The sequence below is a fragment of the Enterococcus sp. AZ197 genome (genome assembly GCF_050556405.1).
Lineage (GTDB): Bacteria > Bacillota > Bacilli > Lactobacillales > Enterococcaceae > Enterococcus > Enterococcus faecalis.
The window spans coordinates 1,021,426-1,040,420 of sequence record NZ_CP187873.1 but is presented as its reverse complement, the minus strand read 5'-3'; the positions used below and the strand labels follow the sequence as shown (position 1 = coordinate 1,040,420).

Here is an 18,995-nt window from a genome sequence, read left to right as displayed (position 1 = left end):
TAAATTAATTAAATAATCTACTCCAGAGAAAACGTTTACATTATGATGAATATAGATTAAAGTTATAGGAGGAAATAGCATGGAAAAGAAATTGCACGCAACAGCTGCTAATGAAACAGATTGGCGCAACAAATTAACCAAAACGAGGATTGGTTCGGTTACGTTACCTGTTTATCTTGTAACAGCTAGCATTATTCTTGTTACGGCTCTATTAGAACAACTACCAGTCAATATGTTAGGTGGTTTTGCCGTAATTTTAACAATGGGTTGGTTACTTGGAACAATTGGTGGAAATATTCCTATTTTGAAACATTTTGGCGGTCCCGCAATTTTATCTTTATTAGTACCATCAATTATGGTCTTTTTCAATTTACTCAACCAAAATGTCTTAGACTCAACAGATATTTTAATGAAACAAGCAAACTTTCTCTATTTCTATATTGCTTGTTTAGTTTGTGGAAGTATCCTTGGAATGAACCGCAAAATTTTAGTCCAAGGTTTAATGCGCATGATTGTCCCGATGGCATTAGGAATGATTTTAGCAATGGGCGTTGGGACCCTTGTTGGAACACTGTTAGGTCTCGGTTGGAAACATAGCCTTTTCTATATTGTCACTCCTGTTTTAGCTGGTGGAATTGGTGAAGGCATTCTTCCTTTATCCCTTGGTTATAGTGCCATTACTGGATTGCCAAGTGAACAATTAGTGGGGCAATTAATTCCCGCAACCATTATTGGTAATTTTTTTGCTATTATGTGTTCTGGTTTACTTAGTCGTTTAGGAGAAAAACGCCCTGAACTTTCTGGACAAGGTCAGTTGATCAAAATTACTAATTCAGATGATTTAAGTGATGCTTTAGAAGAAGACAAAGCACCAATTGATGTAAAATTAATGGGTGCTGGTGTTTTAATTGCGTGTACCTTATTTATTACAGGCGGTTTATTACAACACTTAACAGGCTTTCCTGGTCCTGTTTTGATGATTGTTGTCGCAGCCTTTTTAAAATACTTAAACGTAGTACCGAAAGAAACCCAACGCGGATCAAAACAGCTTTATAAATTTATCTCTGGCAATTTTACGTTCCCGTTAATGGTCGGCTTAGGTATGTTATATATTCCTTTAAAAGATGTCGTAGGAATGCTTAGCTGGCAATATTTTGTTGTGGTAATTAGTGTCGTTTTCACTGTTATTGCTACAGGATTTTTCGTTTCACGCTTCATGAATATGAATCCCGTTGAGGCTGCCATTGTCTCCGCTTGCCAGAGTGGTATGGGTGGGACTGGCGATGTGGCTATTTTAAGTACAGCCAATCGAATGAACTTAATGCCGTTTGCACAAGTTGCGACACGTTTAGGCGGTGCCATTACAGTAATAACAATGACTGCTATTTTTAGAATGCTTTTTTAACTATAAGTGAATTATTTAGGAGGAAAATGATATGTCAACAAAAGATGTAAAAGAATTAGCGATTGAGCAAGCAAAAAAATTTGGGGGGAAATTAGAAGTCTGCCCTAAAGTTCCGATTGAAACAAAAGCAGATTTAGGAATTGCCTACACACCAGGTGTTGCGGCTGTTTCTTCTGCCATACATGAAAAAAAAGAACGCGCTTACGAATTAACGACAAAGAAAAACACCGTCGCCGTTATTAGTGATGGTTCAGCAGTTTTAGGTTTAGGTAACATTGGTCCTGAAGCAGCGATGCCTGTCATGGAAGGAAAAGCTGCATTGTTTAAACGCTTTGCTGGTGTGGATTCGATTCCCCTTGTTTTAGATACACAAGATACCGAAGAAATTATTCAAACGGTGAAATTTTTGGCTCCAACCTTTGGGGGAATTAACTTGGAAGATATCAGCGCTCCTCGTTGTTTTGAAATTGAACAGCGTTTAATCGATGAACTAGATATTCCCGTTTTCCATGATGATCAACACGGGACAGCGATTGTTGTTCTAGCGGCTTTGTACAACAGCTTAAAATTAATCAACAAGAAAATAGAGGACATTCATGTGGTAATCAACGGCGGTGGCTCCGCTGGTCTTTCGATCACAAGAAAATTTTTAGCTGCTGGTGTAAAACATATTATCATTGTTGACCGTGCAGGGATTCTGAGCGAAACAGATACAGCTCTGCCACCACACCACGCAGAAATTGCGAAGCTAACCAATCGGGAACACCGTACCGGTGATTTAGCTACTGCTCTTGAAGGCGCTGATGTCTTTGTTGGTGTTTCGGCACCAGGTGTTTTAAAACCTAAGTGGATTCAACAGATGAATGAGCAGCCAGTTATTTTTGCAATGGCTAACCCAGTTCCTGAAATTTTTCCTGATGAAGCTTTAGCGGCAGGCGCTTATATTGTCGGAACTGGTCGTAGTGACTTTCCGAATCAAATTAATAATGTGTTAGCCTTCCCTGGTATCTTCCGCGGTGCCTTAGATGCTCGGGCGAAAAAGATTACGATTGAAATGCAAATTGCCGCTGCCAAAGGTATTGCAAAATTGATTCCCGATAATGAACTCACGCCGACCAATATTATTCCCGATCCATTCCAAGAAGGAGTCGCAAAAGTCGTCGCCGAAAGCGTCCGTAACGCTGTCAAAGAAACAAATTAAAAAGAGAAAAAAGAACAACCTAACTCCTCTTGAGTTAGGTTGTTCTTTTTAAAATCTGAAACGATAATTCATTATTTAAAACTGATGTTAAACTCTTGCATATCTTTTTCAATATAAGTAAGTAATTTTTTATTTTCAAAGAAACGTGTAAAGTAGTACGCAATACGATAATCTTCAACAGCATCTAGTCCTAGCATTTGTTTATTAAACGCTTTTTCGTATAATAAGCAATCTAAAGAGTAAATAGAACTGTGTGTCCGATTAATTTCGATTCCTTTATCACTTAATTCAATACTCTTTGCATAGTCTTTAATTAATGAATAGAATTTTGCGGTATTATAATAAATACGGCATTGCTCTAATGGATAATCTAATTTGAATTCGCTTAGCAATTGTAAAGATTTATCGTAATAAACTTTTGCTTTTTCAATATCATCTTCTAATTCATATAAAATACCAATCGCATTCATGCTCAAAATATTATAAATATTAATATCACGACTAATTTCAGAACCACGATGTAAATAGAACAATGCTTCGCTATTATTTTTCTTACCTAATAAACTCGTAATTCCTTTATAATAGAAAAATTTTGTTTCTAAAATTCTGTTTGAACTTTCGATATCATCTGGATAGTCTTTCAACAAATCATAGGCTTCATCGTGCTTAAAGTAAAAGCATAATTCTTCTACTTTATTTAATAAGCTTTCGAGTTTTTTCTCACTAGAACCTTCGATACATTCTTCTACTTGTAAGTCTAAACGTAGACATACAGATGAGAAAATGTCTAAACTGTCACACACATTTTTGTTTTCAATGTTACTAATTGTTGCTTGTGTACAAATTCCTTTTGCCAATTCAGCTTGCGATAATTTTTTCTTTTTACGCGCTGTTTTGATTTTTTCTCCCGCTACTCTCACAGTCAAAACTCCAATCTTTCTATTTTTTTTGTATTAAACATACCATCATTTTACAGATAATGTTATAATGAAGCTATCATAATAAAGGAGGTGAAATATATGTTTGATTTACTTGCTTTATTAACTGGAATTTCAGTTCGTGGCAATGCACCACACCAATAATTACGTGTTTGTTTAACTGAATTTCTGACGGCTCTACCTATGCCAGTAGGTGGAGCCATTTTTTTATTTAATATTATAAAATTAACAGTATTTCCAAAACCTCATACTTAGTATAACACAAATTATAAATTATGCTAGATAGTTACCAAATTAACGTCATTACAAGGATGTTACGTTTTTACAACATCTTGTAAAACTAGACATTACTGTTCTTCTTTATTCACCACACTCAATGATAGCGATAGTATCTTATGATAGAAACAACATGCACATTATAACAATTATTATTAAGAAAGCTACTTCTCAATAGGAGAAGTAGCGCTTCTCTCGTTACAGTTTTACTCTTCTTCTTCAGCCATGAATGTATTGAAAACTTCTTCAATCATATCCCATTCAGCGTCTGTTTCGATTTGCTGTAAATCGCCTTCTGTACCTTCTGCGTTTTCCACATATGAGTAAGCTTGCAATTCAACATCTTCATCCTCAGGAATTCCTGCTGGATATAATAAAACATAATTTTTACCGAATTCTTCTTGACCGTCAACAGTTAGTAAGATCTCGTATAATGTTTCATTTCCTTGTTCGTCTACTAAAGTAATGTGTTCATGTCCTTCGTGATCATGATCGTGGTTATGTTCTGTCATTCTTCTTCTCTCCCTTGATGTATTCAAAGCTCGATAATTATCGGCTATGTGCATCTAAATAATTTTGTAGAATCATTACTGCCGCTAGTTTATCAATGACTTTCTTTCTTTTGGCTCTTGAAGCATCTGCTTGCTCCACCAAGAAACGCTCTGCTTGGACAGTTGTTAATCGTTCATCTTGATAGTCAACAGGTAATTGAAATAATTCTTGAATCTTATCACCATATGCCATGGATGCTTCAGCTCTAGGACCGATGGAATTATTCATGTTTTTCGGTAAACCTACGACAAATTTCGTGACTTCGTATTCTTTCACCAATTCACCTAATCGCTCAAAACCGAAGTTCTCTTCCTCTTCATTGATGCGAATAATTTCGATGCCTTGTGCTGTCCAACCTAATAAATCACTAACAGCCACACCGACTGTCCGTGAACCTACATCTAGCCCCATGATCCTCATTTGATATCGATTCCGTGGTTCGCTAAGTAATATTTGGTTAATTCTTCCATGATTTCATCACGTTCATGACGACGAATTAAGTTTCGAGCATCTTGATAACGAGGAATGTAAGCCGGGTCCCCAGAAAGTAAATACCCTACTATTTGGTTAATAGGATTGTATCCCTTTTCTTCTAATGCCCGATATACGGTTTCTAACGTTTCACTGATTGCTTTTTTTCGATTATCATCAAAATCAAAGCGTACTGTTTCGTCTGTAAAACCCATTTTACTACACCTCACTTCTACTTTTATACAATTTCATTTTACTAGAAAAGAACCGAAACTACAAACAAAATTTCTTCTCCTTCTCTCTTTTTTGTTATTTCTTAGTCTTTTATTAATAAAGGCTTCGTAAAAAAATGACAGCCATCGATAATTTTAAAATTATAAAAACAAATACACAACTTTATAAAACAAGAATAAAGGTCTGCTAAATCGCCAGAATATCACCTTTCCCTTCAATTCATTTTGCGAAAAAATCGACGTTTTTCTTTTGAAAACTTTTAAATATCTATGATTAAATAATATCAGCCTTTTAATGTTACAATTCGCTAACAATCTGTTTACGATGTAAATTTTCGATTGCAGCTGTTATTTATTTCCTCTTTTTGGTTCGTTTGTAGTACACTAGAAGAAAATACATAAAGTGAGGCTTGCTCAATGACTCCTGCTCATTTGGATTTACTTTTAGAAACCTGTTTGTTAGCTGGTAAAATTATGATAGAAAGCGATGCAGAAATGTACCGTGTTGAAGATACAATGAGCCGAATTGCGCTTGCTTCTGGCAACTATCGAATGGTTAGCTATGTGACACAAACCGGGTTATTTGTTGGCATAGATGGAACCTCCACGATTCGTATGGTTCAAGTAATGAAACGTGGCATTGATTTAGAAAAAATCTCTCGTGTGAATCAGCTGTCTCGTGCTTATGTGGCTGGTGATTTTTCTTTAGAGGAATTACTGAATAAACTAAAAGTGATTGATAGTGAACACCGACATTTTCCAATTAGCGCACGCATTGTTAGTGCGGCCGTTGTCAGCGCTACAATTATGATTCTTTTTGGTGGCGTCTGGTCCGATTTGTTCTTGACTTTTCTGATTGGTGGTTGCGGCTATAGTCTTTATTATTTTAGTTTAAAGTTTCTCAAGATTAAATTTTTATCTGAATTTTTAGCTTCGCTGTTCATTGGTGCAGCCGCTATTCTTTCAGTCAAATTTGGACTCGGACAATCGCAAGATTTAATCATCATTGGTTGTGTCATGCCTTTAGTGCCTGGTGTGCAAATTACCAATGCTCTTCGCGATTTGCTAGCTGGACACTACTTATCGGGTGTTTCTCGTGGGACTGAAGCATTAATGACTTCAGGAATGATTGGTTTTGGCATTGCTTTTGTCTTTCAACTTTTCTATTAAAAGGAGTGATTTACTTGCTAGGAATCGTTTTGGTACAATTTATCTTTAGTTTTTTAGCTTCTGCGGCGTTTGCGATTATTATTAATGTTCCTCGACGATCACTGGTGGCTTGTGGTCTAACTGGTAGTGTGAGCTGGATGCTTTATTGGGTAATCGTTGAAGTTTTTAGTGGGAATGCGGCATTAGGTTCCCTCATCGGTGCTGTCGGTGTTGCGGCAGTAAGCTACCTATTCTCAAAAATATTGAAAATGCCTGTCACGATTTTTAATATTCCTGGTATTGTTCCATTGGTACCTGGTGGCTTAGCTTATCAAGCTGTTCGGAATATCGTAATTGGCAATTATGAAAAAGGTGCCTATTTTACCGTGCAAGCTGTAATGATCGCTGGGGCAATTGCGTTAGGCTTAGTCGCTTCTGAGGTTTTCAATCAGAATATCCGCAGCTTTCGAGAAAAAAGAGAATCTTTGGGTTTTATTCGTCGTAAGCGCAACAAAATTAAAAAATAGACAGCAAAAAAGTTGGTTGCTTCCATTTGATAAGGAAGCAACCAACTTTTTTTTAAAAGGAACGATAGACATATTGATTTTTAGGTGCTTGATCTGCTTTGACTTTCTCCACTTGCACAGTTGGTATTTGTCGTTTAAACGGTGGATAATAGGACAACTCAACGGTTCCGGTAATCGTTACCCAATCATTGTTTTGAAATTGAGTATGTTCAGGAAAATGAACCAACAAGCCAAAAACGCCAGAATCAGCGACACAATGAATAATCCCAAAACGGAAGACAAACTGGTCAACACTTTCTTCTCGTTTTGAATTATAGACAAAGCCTTTATAAGAAATCCTTTTCCCTGCAAATTGACTTGGATAATTATAGATTAGTTCCATAATTTCCAAATAGTTTTCATCCGTAATTGAAATCACAGATTGGCCATCATATTGTTTCATGGCTTTTGCCATCTGCTTGTCATAATCCGTCTTATTGAAATACATACTTGTATCAGGTTTCAAATATTGCGTTTGCATATCAGGATCCCCTACTGATTCTTTACTTACTGGAAAGTTAAAGCCTTTTGCTTCAACAATTGTTGTGTCTAAACTAACTGTCGGAAATAATAAGCCAACAATCAACGGTAAAGAAAGTAGTAAATAGGCAAGCCCTCTTTGGCTGGGTTTTTCCAAATTATGCTGATGGCCATGATGTTCATGTCCCCCATGTTGGTGCATGTCTTCATGTTTTTTTTGCATTGATGGATCTGCTTGGTTCCACAAAATCAATTGGACAATCGCCATAATAAAAGCTAAAACCATTGATAAAACAGCTAAGTAATTATAATGAATATTGATATATTGGTTCAGTTCACCTGAAATTTGAAGATACATCATCAACCCCATATATCCAATTAAAATAATAAATCGTATCATCGATTGTAGGCCTCCTTTCTAAACTACTGCCGCATAAATAGTTACGACAAGCGCCACTATCAAAACAAATTGTACAATGAATGACATCTTAAAATAACGTTTCATCATCAATAAATTTTTAATATCTACCATTGGACCAAAAACTAAGAAGGCGACAATTGGTCCTGTGCCAAATAAACTCAAAAGAGAAGAACCAATAAATGCATCTGCTTCTGAACAAAGTGATAGAGTGGCAGCGATGACTAACATGACTAGAATCGCTAAAATCTTTGAATGGCCCAATTGCATAAGCGCACCAGTTGGGATATAGGTTTGCATGATTGCTGCTAACAAAGAACCAAAAATTAAATAACGACCCGTATCAAAAAATTCATCAATACTATGGGTTAACGCTGACCAGCCGTTTTTCCAAAATGAACGAGCTTCATCAACGTGTTCATGCGTATGAGCAACCTGCTCTTCTTTAATCTGCGCCAACTCTTTTTCTGTTAAAATTGATTCTTTTCGAAAATAAGCTAACCAAATGCCGATAACCCACGCGACAATCATACTACCTAAAACTCGCCAAATCACAAATTTTGTTGCGCCACTAAAAGCTACGTATGTTGAGAATAGCACAATTGGATTAATGATTGGTGCCGTTAACATAAAAGCAAAAGCGGTATGTGTTGGTACATCTTTTTTAACAAATTGGTGCACAATGGGTACGATCCCACATTCACAAGAAGGAAAGAAAAACCCTAGGAAACTACCTACACAAATTGATAAAAATTTATTTTTAGGTAACACTTTTTTTACTCGTTCTGGTGTTAAAAAAACATGTAAAGCGCCTGAAATCAAGCAACCTAACATGACAAAAGGCAATGCTTCGATAATAATCGAAAGAAAAATAGTGCTCATCTGTAAAACAGAGTTTGGTAAAAATTGAAACATTATAGACCTCCCACTAGTAAAAATCTAGTTAACTATACTCCTAACACCAGACAAACACAAGTATTTGTCAAAAAATTAACTAAGAGTTTAAAAGTATTATCACCGATGTCTCTGTCAAACCAGCTGGATAAAAGAACAAAAAATGAGCATGGGACAAAAATCACTTTGGATTTTTGCTCCACGCTCAAAAACTGATAAACCACCATTATTCTAAATTTGAAATAACTCTGAGGCTGAATCGGGGTCTGTATCATATACCTTAAATGCTTCACCGACGCCTAAATCCTTTTGCTTCAAAGTAGACTCCATTGCCATTCGCGCATGAAGTTTTGTATTATTTTCTTTGCTAAGATGACCTAAATAAATGCGTTTTGTTTTATCACCTAACACATCCGCCATCACAAGAGCACCATCATCATTGGATAAATGGCCTTTATCTCCTAAAATCCGTTGTTTAAGACTCCATGGATAAGGTCCTGCTCGCAAAATTTCAATTTCATGATTGCTTTCGACTAAATAAGCATCCGCATTTTCAATCGTACCACGAATATGATCGCTACAATAACCTGTATCCGTTAGAACAACAAAGGAACGATTATTGCGATGAAAACGATAAAATTGAGGCGCAATCGCATCATGTGAGACACCAAAACTTTCAATGTCCATATCTCCCAAGGTCAAAACTTTGCCCATTTCAAAAATATGTTTTTGAGCGACATCGACTTTGCCAATCATGGGATCCATCGCTTGCCACGTTTTTTCATTGGCATAGACATCTAACTTATATTTTCGCGCTAACACGCCAACGCCGTGAATGTGATCCCGATGTTCATGTGTAACTAAAATCGCATCTAAATCTTCTGGTTTGCGATTGACTTCTGCTAACAGTGAAGTGATTTTTTTGCCACTTAAACCCGCATCTACTAATACTTTCTTTTGGTTGGTTTCAATAAAAAGGGAATTGCCTGTACTGCCACTGGCAAGAACACTGATATTAAAAGCAAACTCTGAATCCATTTAAAACTCTTCCCTTCTACATTACAACATTAACGTGTTTCATTATACAACGGACCTTAATGTTTTTCCACCTTTGGCACAGTATTATTTGTGATGATGGTATTACTTACGGCATTCACCTGTTCAATTTCAACTGAATCTTCACCAGTAGAAATTCCTACAAACCAGACTGGAACGTATACATTTTTCTCACGAATTTTATAAATTCTTGAATAGGCCAATTTAATGAATGTTATTTTGGAATTACTAGGAATCCGGTTATTCATATAGAGCGTGTCTATCGCATCACGATTGGAATATAAATCCGTTTTGTCCCGTAACTCTTCAATATTTTCAATGTGCGTTTGCGAATATTTACTAATTTTCCATAATTCACCTGACGTATCTGCTAAAATACTTAATTTTGCCGTGTCGTCTCTAAAAGGAATTCCTTTATACGATTGTGCAGCCACAATTTCTGCCGTCGGCTCTTTTAAATGAGAAAATTCTGGTAAGTATTGATATTCGTCTCCGAATAATAAAGCATTTTTTTCATTTAAAAAGGTACTTAAATCTTTATCAATTTTCTTAGGATCAATAAAATAGTTTTTACTAGGTACACTCGTTAAAGTATTATCCGCAATTTGCAGCCCATTTCTCAAAAAATTTTTATTCTTTTCACGTTGGATTTTTAAAGCAGCAGAAAAATTGGTTTGTTCGCCACTTAAATAATAGCCTTCCAATCGTTCTGAAGAAAGTGTCCCTTTATACGAGATATTATCTTTTTCCAACCGACTTTCAATCGATTCTGTTTGGCTGGAAGAAGAGACGTTGCTCTCCTCTTGTTGACCTTCCCGATAAATTCCAAATAAAAAGATATTTAATCCTAAAAATGCTAAGAAGAAAATCCACTCAATTCGTTTAAAATCCATTAGCCCACCTCCAAGCTTGGTAATTGTTTTACCAAGTCCGTTGCAGTATACCAATTGTTGTTATAAAGGACATACCATTCCGGACTTAAATCAACGACTTGTTTGACTTCTTCAATTGTCTGCCACGTATAACCGATAACAGCCGATTGGATTTTTTCCTTTTTAGCACCAGCCGTTTCTAAACGCTTAATCAATTTTTCCGTGCTTTCCAGCGTCACTTCTTCTTCTGAAGGAATCGGTACTTGGATTGTATTCACACTTGTGTTAATGGTTACGCTTGGCGCAGCACCATCGTTGTTCGTGATACGGATATCCACTTGGCCTTTTAAATCATTACTGAACACTGGGAAACCTTCCACAAAAGTCCGATAATTGACACTATCTTTCGTTCGATCAAAGTAACGCAAATTCCCCATATTGGTTCCTAAACGTTTTACATAAGAAAAGCTTTGATTATAGATTGAATCCCGTTTATTCTCTTCTGGCAAGGTCCCTTTAAAATCGATTTTTCCCAGTTTTTCTTCTGCAAACAATCGTTCTTCTTTACTCGTGTAGGTTAAGTCTTGACTGTCTTCATTGGTTTGGATATCTTCCGTTTCATTGAAAAAAGCATTCCTAAAACGAGTAACTGGTTGCGAAGCTAAGATATAACTGTACTTTTTCAACTTCATATCATTGGTTAAATAACATTGCCCTTGTTTGGTTAGCGTATTTTCGGAAACGTCTTGATATTGTAATCCCTCTTTATTGATAATTCCCATTAAGCGCGCCTTATTGACAGTCATGGGCGCTTCATAGACGTTGGCTTGGTCATAATCTAAAAAACGTATCTTATTTTCGTTAAAATCCAATTGAATTTTCGTAAAATACTGGTCCGTCAACTCATTAAAGTTAGTAAAATTAATGGATAGATTATAAATCGAAGCATAGTCCGAGATTAAAAAGGGACCTTGATAAAGAAGTTCAATGCCTTGTTCCATTTGGTTGTAGCGCTTAAGTTGCTCTGCATTTTTTGTCACAACTTGTGTCAATTTACCAAACGTAGCCATTTTAATATCATTTTGAACATTACTAATTAATGTTTCACGATTACTTTGCATCGCTTTTCCATCAGTTATTCGAATCAATTGCAAAGGTAAATAGACATCGCCAATGGCTTTTTCATTGACAGCTGTTGTGACTTGGCTTCCCGACTTCATTTCTGGTATTTTTTTGGCAGAATTCAGCCAGATATTGACTGAAAAATATATACTTAAAATGACCATTAAAATCAAGCCAATTCTTGTAATCCATTCTGATAATTTCATCATTCCCACCAATCCTCTTCATAAGGTTCATATGGTAGTGAAATATAGAAAGTCGATCCTTCACCTTCTGTACTTTCCACCCAAATACTCCCGTTATGGGCCCGAATTACTTCTTTAGAAATTGCTAAACCTAAACCAGTCCCACCTTGTGCTCGTGCACGGGCTTTATCCACACGATAAAAACGCTCGAAGACTTTCCCGAGATCTTTTTTAGGGATGCCCAAACCTTGGTCCGAGATACTAAAGACGACATTATTATGTGTTTCAACTAGTCGGCAGGTAATGACGCCGCCATCTGGCGAATACTTAATCGCATTGTTCAAAATGTTGTCTAAAACCTGAATTACTTTGTCTGTATCTAACTCTACCCATAAATCGCGTTTAGTAAATTCACGGCGAATTTTGTAATTTTTTTGCTCATTTTCAATCATCATATCAAAGCGATCCAAGACAAAATTAATCAATTCGTTAAAATTCACATACTCTAATTGAAGATGTGTATTCCCAGAGTCCATCCGAGATAAATTTAACAAATCATTAATCATACGAATCATCCGGTCGGTTTCTTCTAACGTGACTTTTAAGAAGTTCGGCGCAATCTCAGGGTTTTCCCAAGCTCCTTCACTCAAAGCCTCTATATAACTACGCATACTTGTCAAAGGCGTTCGCAACTCATGAGAAACATTGGAAACAAATTCCCGTCTTTCCCGTTCGTTTTTTTCCTGTTCTGTGACGTCATGAAGTACGCAAACTAAGCCAGTAATAAATCCTGATTCCCGACGAATCATTGTAAAGTCTACCCGGATAATCATTTGGTCTTCTTCACGATCAGACGTTGAGCGATCAATCAGCAGTTCATCTGGCTCTTCTAACAGCTTCCGCAATGTGTAATCTTCTTCAATATCTAACAACTCTAATAACGAGGTCCCAATCACATTTTCATTTTTTACATTTAATAATGAAAGGGCCATCTCATTAATCGTAATCACCTTTCCGCGGCGATCCGTCGCAATGACACCATCTGTCATATGCGTTAAGACACTATCTAAACGATTTCTTTCTGCTTCCATTGTTTCTTGTGCTTCTTCAATCCGTTCTGATAATTGATTAAATGTTTCTGCTAATTGGCCTAATTCATCTTTTCCATGGACTTCTACTTTTCCAGCGTAATCACCACGAGCGATTCGAATGGCTTGCTCGCGCATTTCACCAATCGGCTTCGTGATTGATCGTGCAATCAGTAAGGTCACAATAATCGAGATTGCTGCGGCAATAATAGAAGCAGTGAAAAAGATACTTGCTGTGTTGGTAATTTCTTGGTATTTATTTTCTAAATTACTTTTCACATAAAGGACACCAATCACTGTTTCTCCAGTAGGCGATTGAATCGGCTGAACATTCACATACACGCGTTTATCATTATCTAAAGCTTGATATTTTTTACTCGTAAAGTCATTTAAATCACGATAATCATTCTTTTTCCCAATAATATTTTGTTGATTTAAATCATTGGTTGCCCGAATAATCCCTTTATCATCGACAATTCTCGCTTCAGAAATATCTGCATTTGAAAAATCAGATAACGCTTTTTTTAAATTTGCATCAACGTCACTACGTTCGAGATCTTTGTTGCTCATCTGCGTGCTTAACGTATTTGACAATTGGACAACTTGGGAATCCATATTCTTTTTAAAATCGGAAATTGTAGTGGCTTCCAATTCACGAATGAAATAGCCACCAATGATTTGAATCGCAATCAGTAACAGCAGAATAAATGATAACGCAATCTTAAAATTAACAGATTGAAAAAAGTGAACTTTTTTCTTCATACCTGATTACTCCTGTTCAGGATTTCTTAGATAATAACCAACCCCACGACGAGTAACCAAATACGTTGGATGACTTGGACTATCTTCAATTTTTTCTCTTAAACGACGCACGGTTACGTCCACTGTCCGCACATCACCAAAATAATCATAACCCCAAACGGTTTGTAACAAATGTTCACGAGTCATCACTTGTCCGATATGTTTTGCTAAGTAATAAAGTAACTCAAATTCACGGTGGGTTAATTCAATTTTTTCACCCCGTTTTGAGACCATGTATGCATCAGGATGAATGGTTAAATCACCAATCGTTAATTCAGATTGTGTTGTCACCTCGGCTTCTTTCGCATTGGTTGCACCTCGCCGTAAATTGGCTTTTACACGAGCAACTAATTCACGATTTGAAAATGGTTTCGTTACATAGTCATCGGCTCCTAATTCTAATCCTAAAACCTTATCAATTTCAGAATCTTTGGCAGTCACCATAATGATTGGCATATCATGTGTTTTGCGCACTTCTCGCGCGACTTCTAAGCCATCCATTTTAGGGAGCATTAAGTCTAAAATAATTAAGTCTGGTTCCACTTCTTCCACTTTTTCAAGTGCTTCTTCTCCATCGTAAGCAGTAAATACTTCATATCCTTCTTTAACCAAATTATATTTAACGATCTCTGAAATTGGCTTCTCGTCATCAACTACTAAAATTTTCTTCACAAAGAGACACCTCTTTTTCCTTCTAATCTTATTTGATACTTTCCTATTATACCTTATTTTGATGATGTTTTCATCTTTGGTTAAAAATGCGCCTTTAGGTTCTCCTAGTATAACAAAAAAAGAATCTCTGACAACAATTGACGCTTGTTATCAAAGATTCTTCTTTCGCTAATCTATTCTTCCGTATCTAAGACGAATTTTGCTACAAGAGCGGCTAATAATCCACCAATTAATGGCGCAACGATAAAAATCCACAACTCAGATAACGCTGAACCACCCGCAAAAACGGCTGGCGCGATGCTACGAGCTGGGTTGACAGAAGTTCCTGTCAAAGGAATGCCGACTAAGTGAATCATTGTTAGTGTTAACCCAATTACGATTCCTGCTAATGAAGCATTGCCTTTCTTAGCACTTGTAACTGTCATGACAACTAAAACAAAAATAAATGTTAAAATAATTTCGACTGTCAATGCACCAGCAACACTTAATTCCCCTACGCCATTTTGACCTAAGTTCTCAATACTTTTACCAGCACCTTTTAGAATGCTTAATAATGCAAATGAGGCAATCAAGCCACCAACAATTTGTCCCACTACATAGTAGATTAATTCCATTGTTGTCATTCGTTTATTAAGCCACATTCCTAGAGAAACAGCTGGATTTAGATGTGCACCTGAAATTGTGCCAATACTATAGGCAGCAGCAACGATTGTTAAGCCAAATGCTAAGGCAATCCCCGTTGTTCCAATCCCTTCCATACCATTTCCTAGAACGGCTGTTCCTGTCCCAAAAAAGACAAGAATAAATGTTCCTAAACATTCTGCTATTGCTTTTTTCACAAAAAATTCCCCCTTTGTAGACAAATTGTAACACATTCGTGAAATTTTCAATATAATTTTCGTTGTTTTTTCATCAAAATGATATTTCTATGAAAAAGAGAAATCTTAAATGAAAAATCCCCTCAAAAAAATTTGAGGAGATTTTTCATTTAATTAATCATTTAATAACTGTATACCAACACCTAAAAGTCCTGGTCCTGTATGAACAACTAATGCCGGACTAATCGTTCCAAAGTAAATTTCTTCTGCTTGTGGAAAAGCCGCTTTCAAGCGTTCCATCATTGCTTTTGCTTCTTCCTCTGCCGCACCGTGAGCGACTGCCAAACGGAAACGGGGTGCCTCACCTATAAAGTTCGTCACCAACTCAAACGTTTTATCAAGACTTTTTTTACGGCCGCGAGACTTAGCCACCGTATAGTAAATGCCTTCTTCATTACAAGAAATAATGGGGTTTAATTTTAGCGCATTCCCTAAAATAGAAGTGACTAAACCAATTCGTCCACCTTTTTGTAAATATTCTAAAGTGGCTACATTAAAAAATACTTTTGCGTTGGCTACTTCTTCTGTTAATTTTTGTTGTAATTCTTGCCATCCTAATCCTGTTTCAATTAATTCTGCTGCTCGTATCGCCTGAATGCCAGCCCCGATACCAATGTTCTTTGTATCTAAAACAAATACATCTAGTCCTTCGGTTTGTTCTCCGAGCAAGCGAACCACATTATACGTTCCACTTAAACCACTAGAAATGGTCACCGCTAAGACTTTTTCGTAACCCGCTTCTTTAATTTTGTCAAAAATAGCTTGGATTGTTGCACCATCAGGTAATGAAGTACTAGGTATTTCTTTCTCTAAACGTTGATACACTTCTTCTGGTGTAATATCTACCTTATCTGTATAGGTTTTTTCAGGATAAATAATCTGTAAAGGCAAGACATACATGCCGTATTGTTTGACTAATGCCTCTGGAACATCTGTCCCAGAATCAACCAGTAGTGCGATCTTTTCTTTATTCATGTGTCATCTCATCCATTTCTTTTAAGTATTCTTGTTCCAATTCAATCACTTTTTCACTAAACATTTTAGTAGCAAAAGACATTGTCGCTGCTTTTACAGCCAAATATTCAATCCCCATAGGTTCTTGTGATTTGGCCTGAACTTCTTTTTCTTGCGCTTGAGCAGCAATCACATAAATCGCTCGTTCCTGTTCTTGACAAAATAAATTGTACGCTTCACGAATACCAACCGTGGCTCCTTGGAATAAAATGCCTTGCTTAATTTCTGGCAATGTTAACACTTGTTTCAACAACGTAATCGCAATTAAAAACGCTAAATGCTTTTGATTGTAGCGCTTTTTCACTGGGGCCGGGATTAACCCGTGTTTGACATAATTATTAACCATTGAGGACGTTAACAAAGTATGTTTTTCCAGTGTAATCAATGGGGATAAGTATTTTTCTATCAGAGTAATCACTTGATCCATATATAATTCAATGTCTGGTAACTCATGCCATCTTGGCAAATGAACATTTTCCAATTGTTGGCCCCAATTTTGTAGTGATTTTTCTATCTCATCCATAAAAACCCTCCTAACCATTTCTAAAAAAGAATATCATACTTTTGACAATTATTCAATCTAGTTTTTAAAACTAGATTGAATAAAAAAGAAAAGCGAGCAATTTTGGAATTGTTCACTTTTCTCTCTTTATTTTTTTAAAGAACGTTTTCCGATTAAAACACCTATCAAAAACAGGCCTTCTAATAAAACAAAAAACAAGATAAAACAATGCATAAAGTAGGCTTCAGGTAAGGCATTGATAATCGGATCAGTCAGCGGATTAAATAACCAAGCATCGTTGTTAAAAAATAATCCATGAAACGCAATAAAAAATTGATCAAAGCCAATCAGCATGAAAAAGCCAAAAAGCACAGGCAAAAACATTCCCCACTGAAATGGCCGTATCAATGTCCATAAACGCTGATTTTTTACCAAATATTTTAAATAAAGGACACTAGGCATCAACGTAACTAGTAATACGCCATAGCACAATAAAAATAATTTTTTCACTTCATAAAAATGAAAAGCCGCGCTATCAGACATTGGAAAATCAGGAAATACTAATGTTTTTTCAAAAGGATTGTTTAAGTACATCATTAAATGATCGTAATTTTTAATCAAGGTCACACGATCAACCTCTACGTCTTTTAAAATATTTAAGTGTTGGATATCAAAAAGATACAATGGACGAAAATTAATCGTGATCGTGATACTTAAAGCCACAATCGTTAAAAACAAACAAATGAGTCCAAGTGTTTCCCTTAAACGCAATTTCGACCTCATCATACTCAAAAAGTCCATTCATCTAAGGAATCAACAACATAGGTTGGTGGCGTTGGCAAAGTTGGAACAGCTGACTTAGGGGTAAAACCTGATATAACTAACAAGCTATCAATACCATTTTGAATCCCTGATTGAATATCGGTTTCATAATTATCTCCAACCATAATTACTTGCTCTTTTTCCACGCCTAAATGCGCAATCGCTCGTTCCATGATAATCGCTTTTGGTTTGCCAATATAAACTGGTTTTGTTTGAGTAGCTGTCTCCACAAACGTCACAACTGAACCTGCACCAGGTAATAAGCCTCTTTCTGTCGGAATGTTCTTATCTGGATTGGTCCCAATAAACAACGCCCCTTTTTGAATGGCTAAGGTAGCTAAAACCACTTTTTCGTAAGATAATTCTGTATCAAGTCCCACGACAACATAATCAGGATTTGTTTCATCCCATTCAAAACCTGCTTCTAAAATTAAGTCAATTAAACCAGCCTCGCCGATGACAAAGACTTTCTTGCCTCGATTGGTTTCTTTCATGTAATCAATCGTCGCTAAAGTCGCTGTATAAACAAGGGATGCTGGGACATGAATATCAAATTCATTTGCTAAACGTTGTGCCACTGTTTCAGGAGATTTAGTGGTATTATTCGTTACAAATAAAAAAGGCAAATCTTTTTCCTGTAACTGCTCGACAAAACGTTTTCCGGCTGGAATTGGTTCTTTTCCTAAATAAATCGTTCCATCTAAATCAATTAAATATCCTTGATAGTCTTTTTTCACTCTGTTTACTCCTCACGTTGACGAATCGTAAAGCCTTTGCCAGATTTTTTGGAACTAGGCTGTTTGGGTGTAGTCGTTTTTTTATTTTCTTCTTTTCGCGTACGAATCACTGGCTTGCTATTTTTATTAGCGGGCGCACTCTTTTCCTCGACAAACGCGTTAGAACGATTATTCTTTTTATGGCGACGACGACGATGCGTTGTTTTTTCTTTACGTTCCCCTGTTCGTTCAATTACAAAATAGGCACAGCCAAAATTACAATATTCATACAAATAGTCTTCTAGTGTATCAATGCGTTGATCCGGCGCTGCCCGACGATTAGAAGTATCAAAAAAGCCACGCAAGCGTAACTGTTCATAGCCCCAGTCTCCTACGATATAATCATAACGCGCTAATACTTCACTAAACCGTTCACCTAAGCGTTCAGGATCAAAGGCATCACGATGATTTTTAACAATTCGGTACTCTCTTTCACCAATTTGAATATCTGTTTCATTCACAATGGTGACAATTTCCCCTTTTTTCTTTTCTTTTACAGGTTCTTCTTTTATTTCTTCAAGAACTGCTGTTAGTTCTTCTGTAAAGGTTGCAGCAGTTTCTGTTTCTTTTTCTTTTTTTTCGGTTGTCTTTTTGTCTGTCATTTTTTCACCACCTAGTTTTTAT

At 36.4% G+C, this 18,995-nt stretch carries 21 protein-coding genes; 4 read left to right on the top strand and 17 right to left on the bottom strand.

Translation table 11 applies throughout. The features are described 5' to 3' along the window. Positions 1–79 precede the first annotated feature (79 nt). Positions 80–1,405 (top strand): 2-hydroxycarboxylate transporter family protein, encoded by a 1,326-nt coding sequence (locus IGK82_RS05165; RefSeq protein WP_002357930.1) that lies wholly within the window; start codon positions 80–82, stop codon positions 1,403–1,405. Positions 1,406–1,436: 31 nt separating this feature from the next. Beyond that, positions 1,437–2,606, top strand: a complete 1,170-nt coding sequence (locus tag IGK82_RS05160) for an NAD(P)-dependent malic enzyme (protein WP_016622264.1) — start codon at positions 1,437–1,439, stop codon at positions 2,604–2,606. A 71-nt stretch (positions 2,607–2,677) separates the two neighbouring features. Here IGK82_RS05160 and IGK82_RS05155 read toward each other — a convergent pair whose 3' ends face one another. From IGK82_RS05155 to ireB, 4 genes are all read right to left on the bottom strand, one after another. Continuing rightward, entirely contained in the window at positions 2,678–3,526 is an 849-nt protein-coding gene (locus tag IGK82_RS05155) for a helix-turn-helix domain-containing protein (RefSeq protein ID WP_002385984.1), read from the bottom strand. A gap of 500 nt (positions 3,527–4,026) precedes the next feature. Beyond that, positions 4,027–4,332, bottom strand: coding sequence for a DUF1292 domain-containing protein (locus tag IGK82_RS05150; RefSeq protein WP_002357933.1), 306 nt, complete (start codon positions 4,330–4,332; stop codon positions 4,027–4,029). 37 nt (positions 4,333–4,369) lie between these two features. After that, positions 4,370–4,792, bottom strand: coding sequence for a Holliday junction resolvase RuvX (ruvX, locus tag IGK82_RS05145; protein WP_002357936.1), 423 nt, complete (start codon positions 4,790–4,792; stop codon positions 4,370–4,372). Beyond that, on the bottom strand, positions 4,789–5,058 hold the full coding sequence (gene ireB, locus IGK82_RS05140) for a regulatory phosphoprotein IreB (protein WP_002357937.1): 270 nt from the start codon (positions 5,056–5,058) through the stop codon (positions 4,789–4,791). Before ireB ends, ruvX begins: the two co-directional genes overlap by 4 nt. A gap of 435 nt (positions 5,059–5,493) precedes the next feature. Here ireB and IGK82_RS05135 point away from each other — a divergent pair, with 435 nt between their 5' ends. After that, a complete protein-coding gene (locus IGK82_RS05135) occupies positions 5,494–6,246 on the top strand; it encodes a threonine/serine exporter family protein (protein ID WP_016622265.1) in 753 nt (250 codons plus the stop codon). A gap of 5 nt (positions 6,247–6,251) precedes the next feature. Next, positions 6,252–6,752 (top strand): threonine/serine exporter family protein, encoded by a 501-nt coding sequence (locus IGK82_RS05130; RefSeq protein ID WP_016622266.1) that lies wholly within the window; start codon positions 6,252–6,254, stop codon positions 6,750–6,752. 52 nt (positions 6,753–6,804) lie between these two features. Here the strand turns inward: IGK82_RS05130 and IGK82_RS05125 are convergent, their stop codons facing one another. From IGK82_RS05125 to IGK82_RS05065, 13 genes are all read right to left on the bottom strand, one after another. Continuing rightward, positions 6,805–7,671 (bottom strand): TIGR03943 family putative permease subunit, encoded by an 867-nt coding sequence (locus IGK82_RS05125; protein WP_002357940.1) that lies wholly within the window; start codon positions 7,669–7,671, stop codon positions 6,805–6,807. Positions 7,672–7,689: 18 nt separating this feature from the next. After that, positions 7,690–8,604 carry a permease gene (locus IGK82_RS05120; RefSeq protein WP_002357942.1) on the bottom strand — a complete coding sequence of 305 codons (915 nt, stop codon included), beginning with the start codon at positions 8,602–8,604 and terminating at the stop codon, positions 7,690–7,692. 210 nt (positions 8,605–8,814) lie between these two features. Beyond that, positions 8,815–9,621 (bottom strand): MBL fold metallo-hydrolase, encoded by an 807-nt coding sequence (locus IGK82_RS05115; RefSeq protein WP_002357943.1) that lies wholly within the window; start codon positions 9,619–9,621, stop codon positions 8,815–8,817. A 56-nt stretch (positions 9,622–9,677) separates the two neighbouring features. Continuing rightward, on the bottom strand, positions 9,678–10,532 hold the full coding sequence (locus IGK82_RS05110; RefSeq protein ID WP_002365516.1) for a two-component system regulatory protein YycI: 855 nt from the start codon (positions 10,530–10,532) through the stop codon (positions 9,678–9,680). Next, positions 10,532–11,842 carry a YycH family regulatory protein gene (locus tag IGK82_RS05105; protein ID WP_002385989.1) on the bottom strand — a complete coding sequence of 437 codons (1,311 nt, stop codon included), beginning with the start codon at positions 11,840–11,842 and terminating at the stop codon, positions 10,532–10,534. The genes IGK82_RS05110 and IGK82_RS05105 overlap by 1 nt, the downstream gene beginning before the upstream one ends. Continuing rightward, positions 11,839–13,668: a cell wall metabolism sensor histidine kinase WalK gene (gene walK, locus IGK82_RS05100; RefSeq protein ID WP_002357946.1), complete on the bottom strand. Its 1,830-nt coding sequence runs from the start codon at positions 13,666–13,668 to the stop codon at positions 11,839–11,841. The genes IGK82_RS05105 and walK overlap by 4 nt, the downstream gene beginning before the upstream one ends. Before the next feature lie 6 nt (positions 13,669–13,674). Beyond that, positions 13,675–14,379: a response regulator YycF gene (gene yycF / locus IGK82_RS05095; RefSeq protein WP_002357947.1), complete on the bottom strand. Its 705-nt coding sequence runs from the start codon at positions 14,377–14,379 to the stop codon at positions 13,675–13,677. A 173-nt stretch (positions 14,380–14,552) separates the two neighbouring features. Then, the gene (locus IGK82_RS05090; protein WP_016622267.1) at positions 14,553–15,254 is read right to left on the bottom strand and encodes an MIP/aquaporin family protein; all 702 of its coding nucleotides are present in this window, start codon (positions 15,252–15,254) and stop codon (positions 14,553–14,555) included. A gap of 117 nt (positions 15,255–15,371) precedes the next feature. Beyond that, positions 15,372–16,232, bottom strand: a complete 861-nt coding sequence (locus tag IGK82_RS05085; protein WP_002357950.1) for a DegV family protein — start codon at positions 16,230–16,232, stop codon at positions 15,372–15,374. Further along, positions 16,225–16,794, bottom strand: coding sequence for a DUF1836 domain-containing protein (locus tag IGK82_RS05080; RefSeq protein ID WP_002357951.1), 570 nt, complete (start codon positions 16,792–16,794; stop codon positions 16,225–16,227). The genes IGK82_RS05085 and IGK82_RS05080 overlap by 8 nt, the downstream gene beginning before the upstream one ends. Before the next feature lie 126 nt (positions 16,795–16,920). Further along, on the bottom strand, positions 16,921–17,574 hold the full coding sequence (locus tag IGK82_RS05075; RefSeq protein WP_002381967.1) for a TIGR01906 family membrane protein: 654 nt from the start codon (positions 17,572–17,574) through the stop codon (positions 16,921–16,923). Continuing rightward, positions 17,562–18,332, bottom strand: a complete 771-nt coding sequence (locus IGK82_RS05070; RefSeq protein WP_002409402.1) for a TIGR01457 family HAD-type hydrolase — start codon at positions 18,330–18,332, stop codon at positions 17,562–17,564. The genes IGK82_RS05075 and IGK82_RS05070 overlap by 13 nt, the downstream gene beginning before the upstream one ends. Positions 18,333–18,337: 5 nt before the next feature. After that, on the bottom strand, positions 18,338–18,973 hold the full coding sequence (locus IGK82_RS05065; protein ID WP_002369593.1) for a YutD family protein: 636 nt from the start codon (positions 18,971–18,973) through the stop codon (positions 18,338–18,340). Between the last annotated feature and the right edge of the window lie 22 nt (positions 18,974–18,995).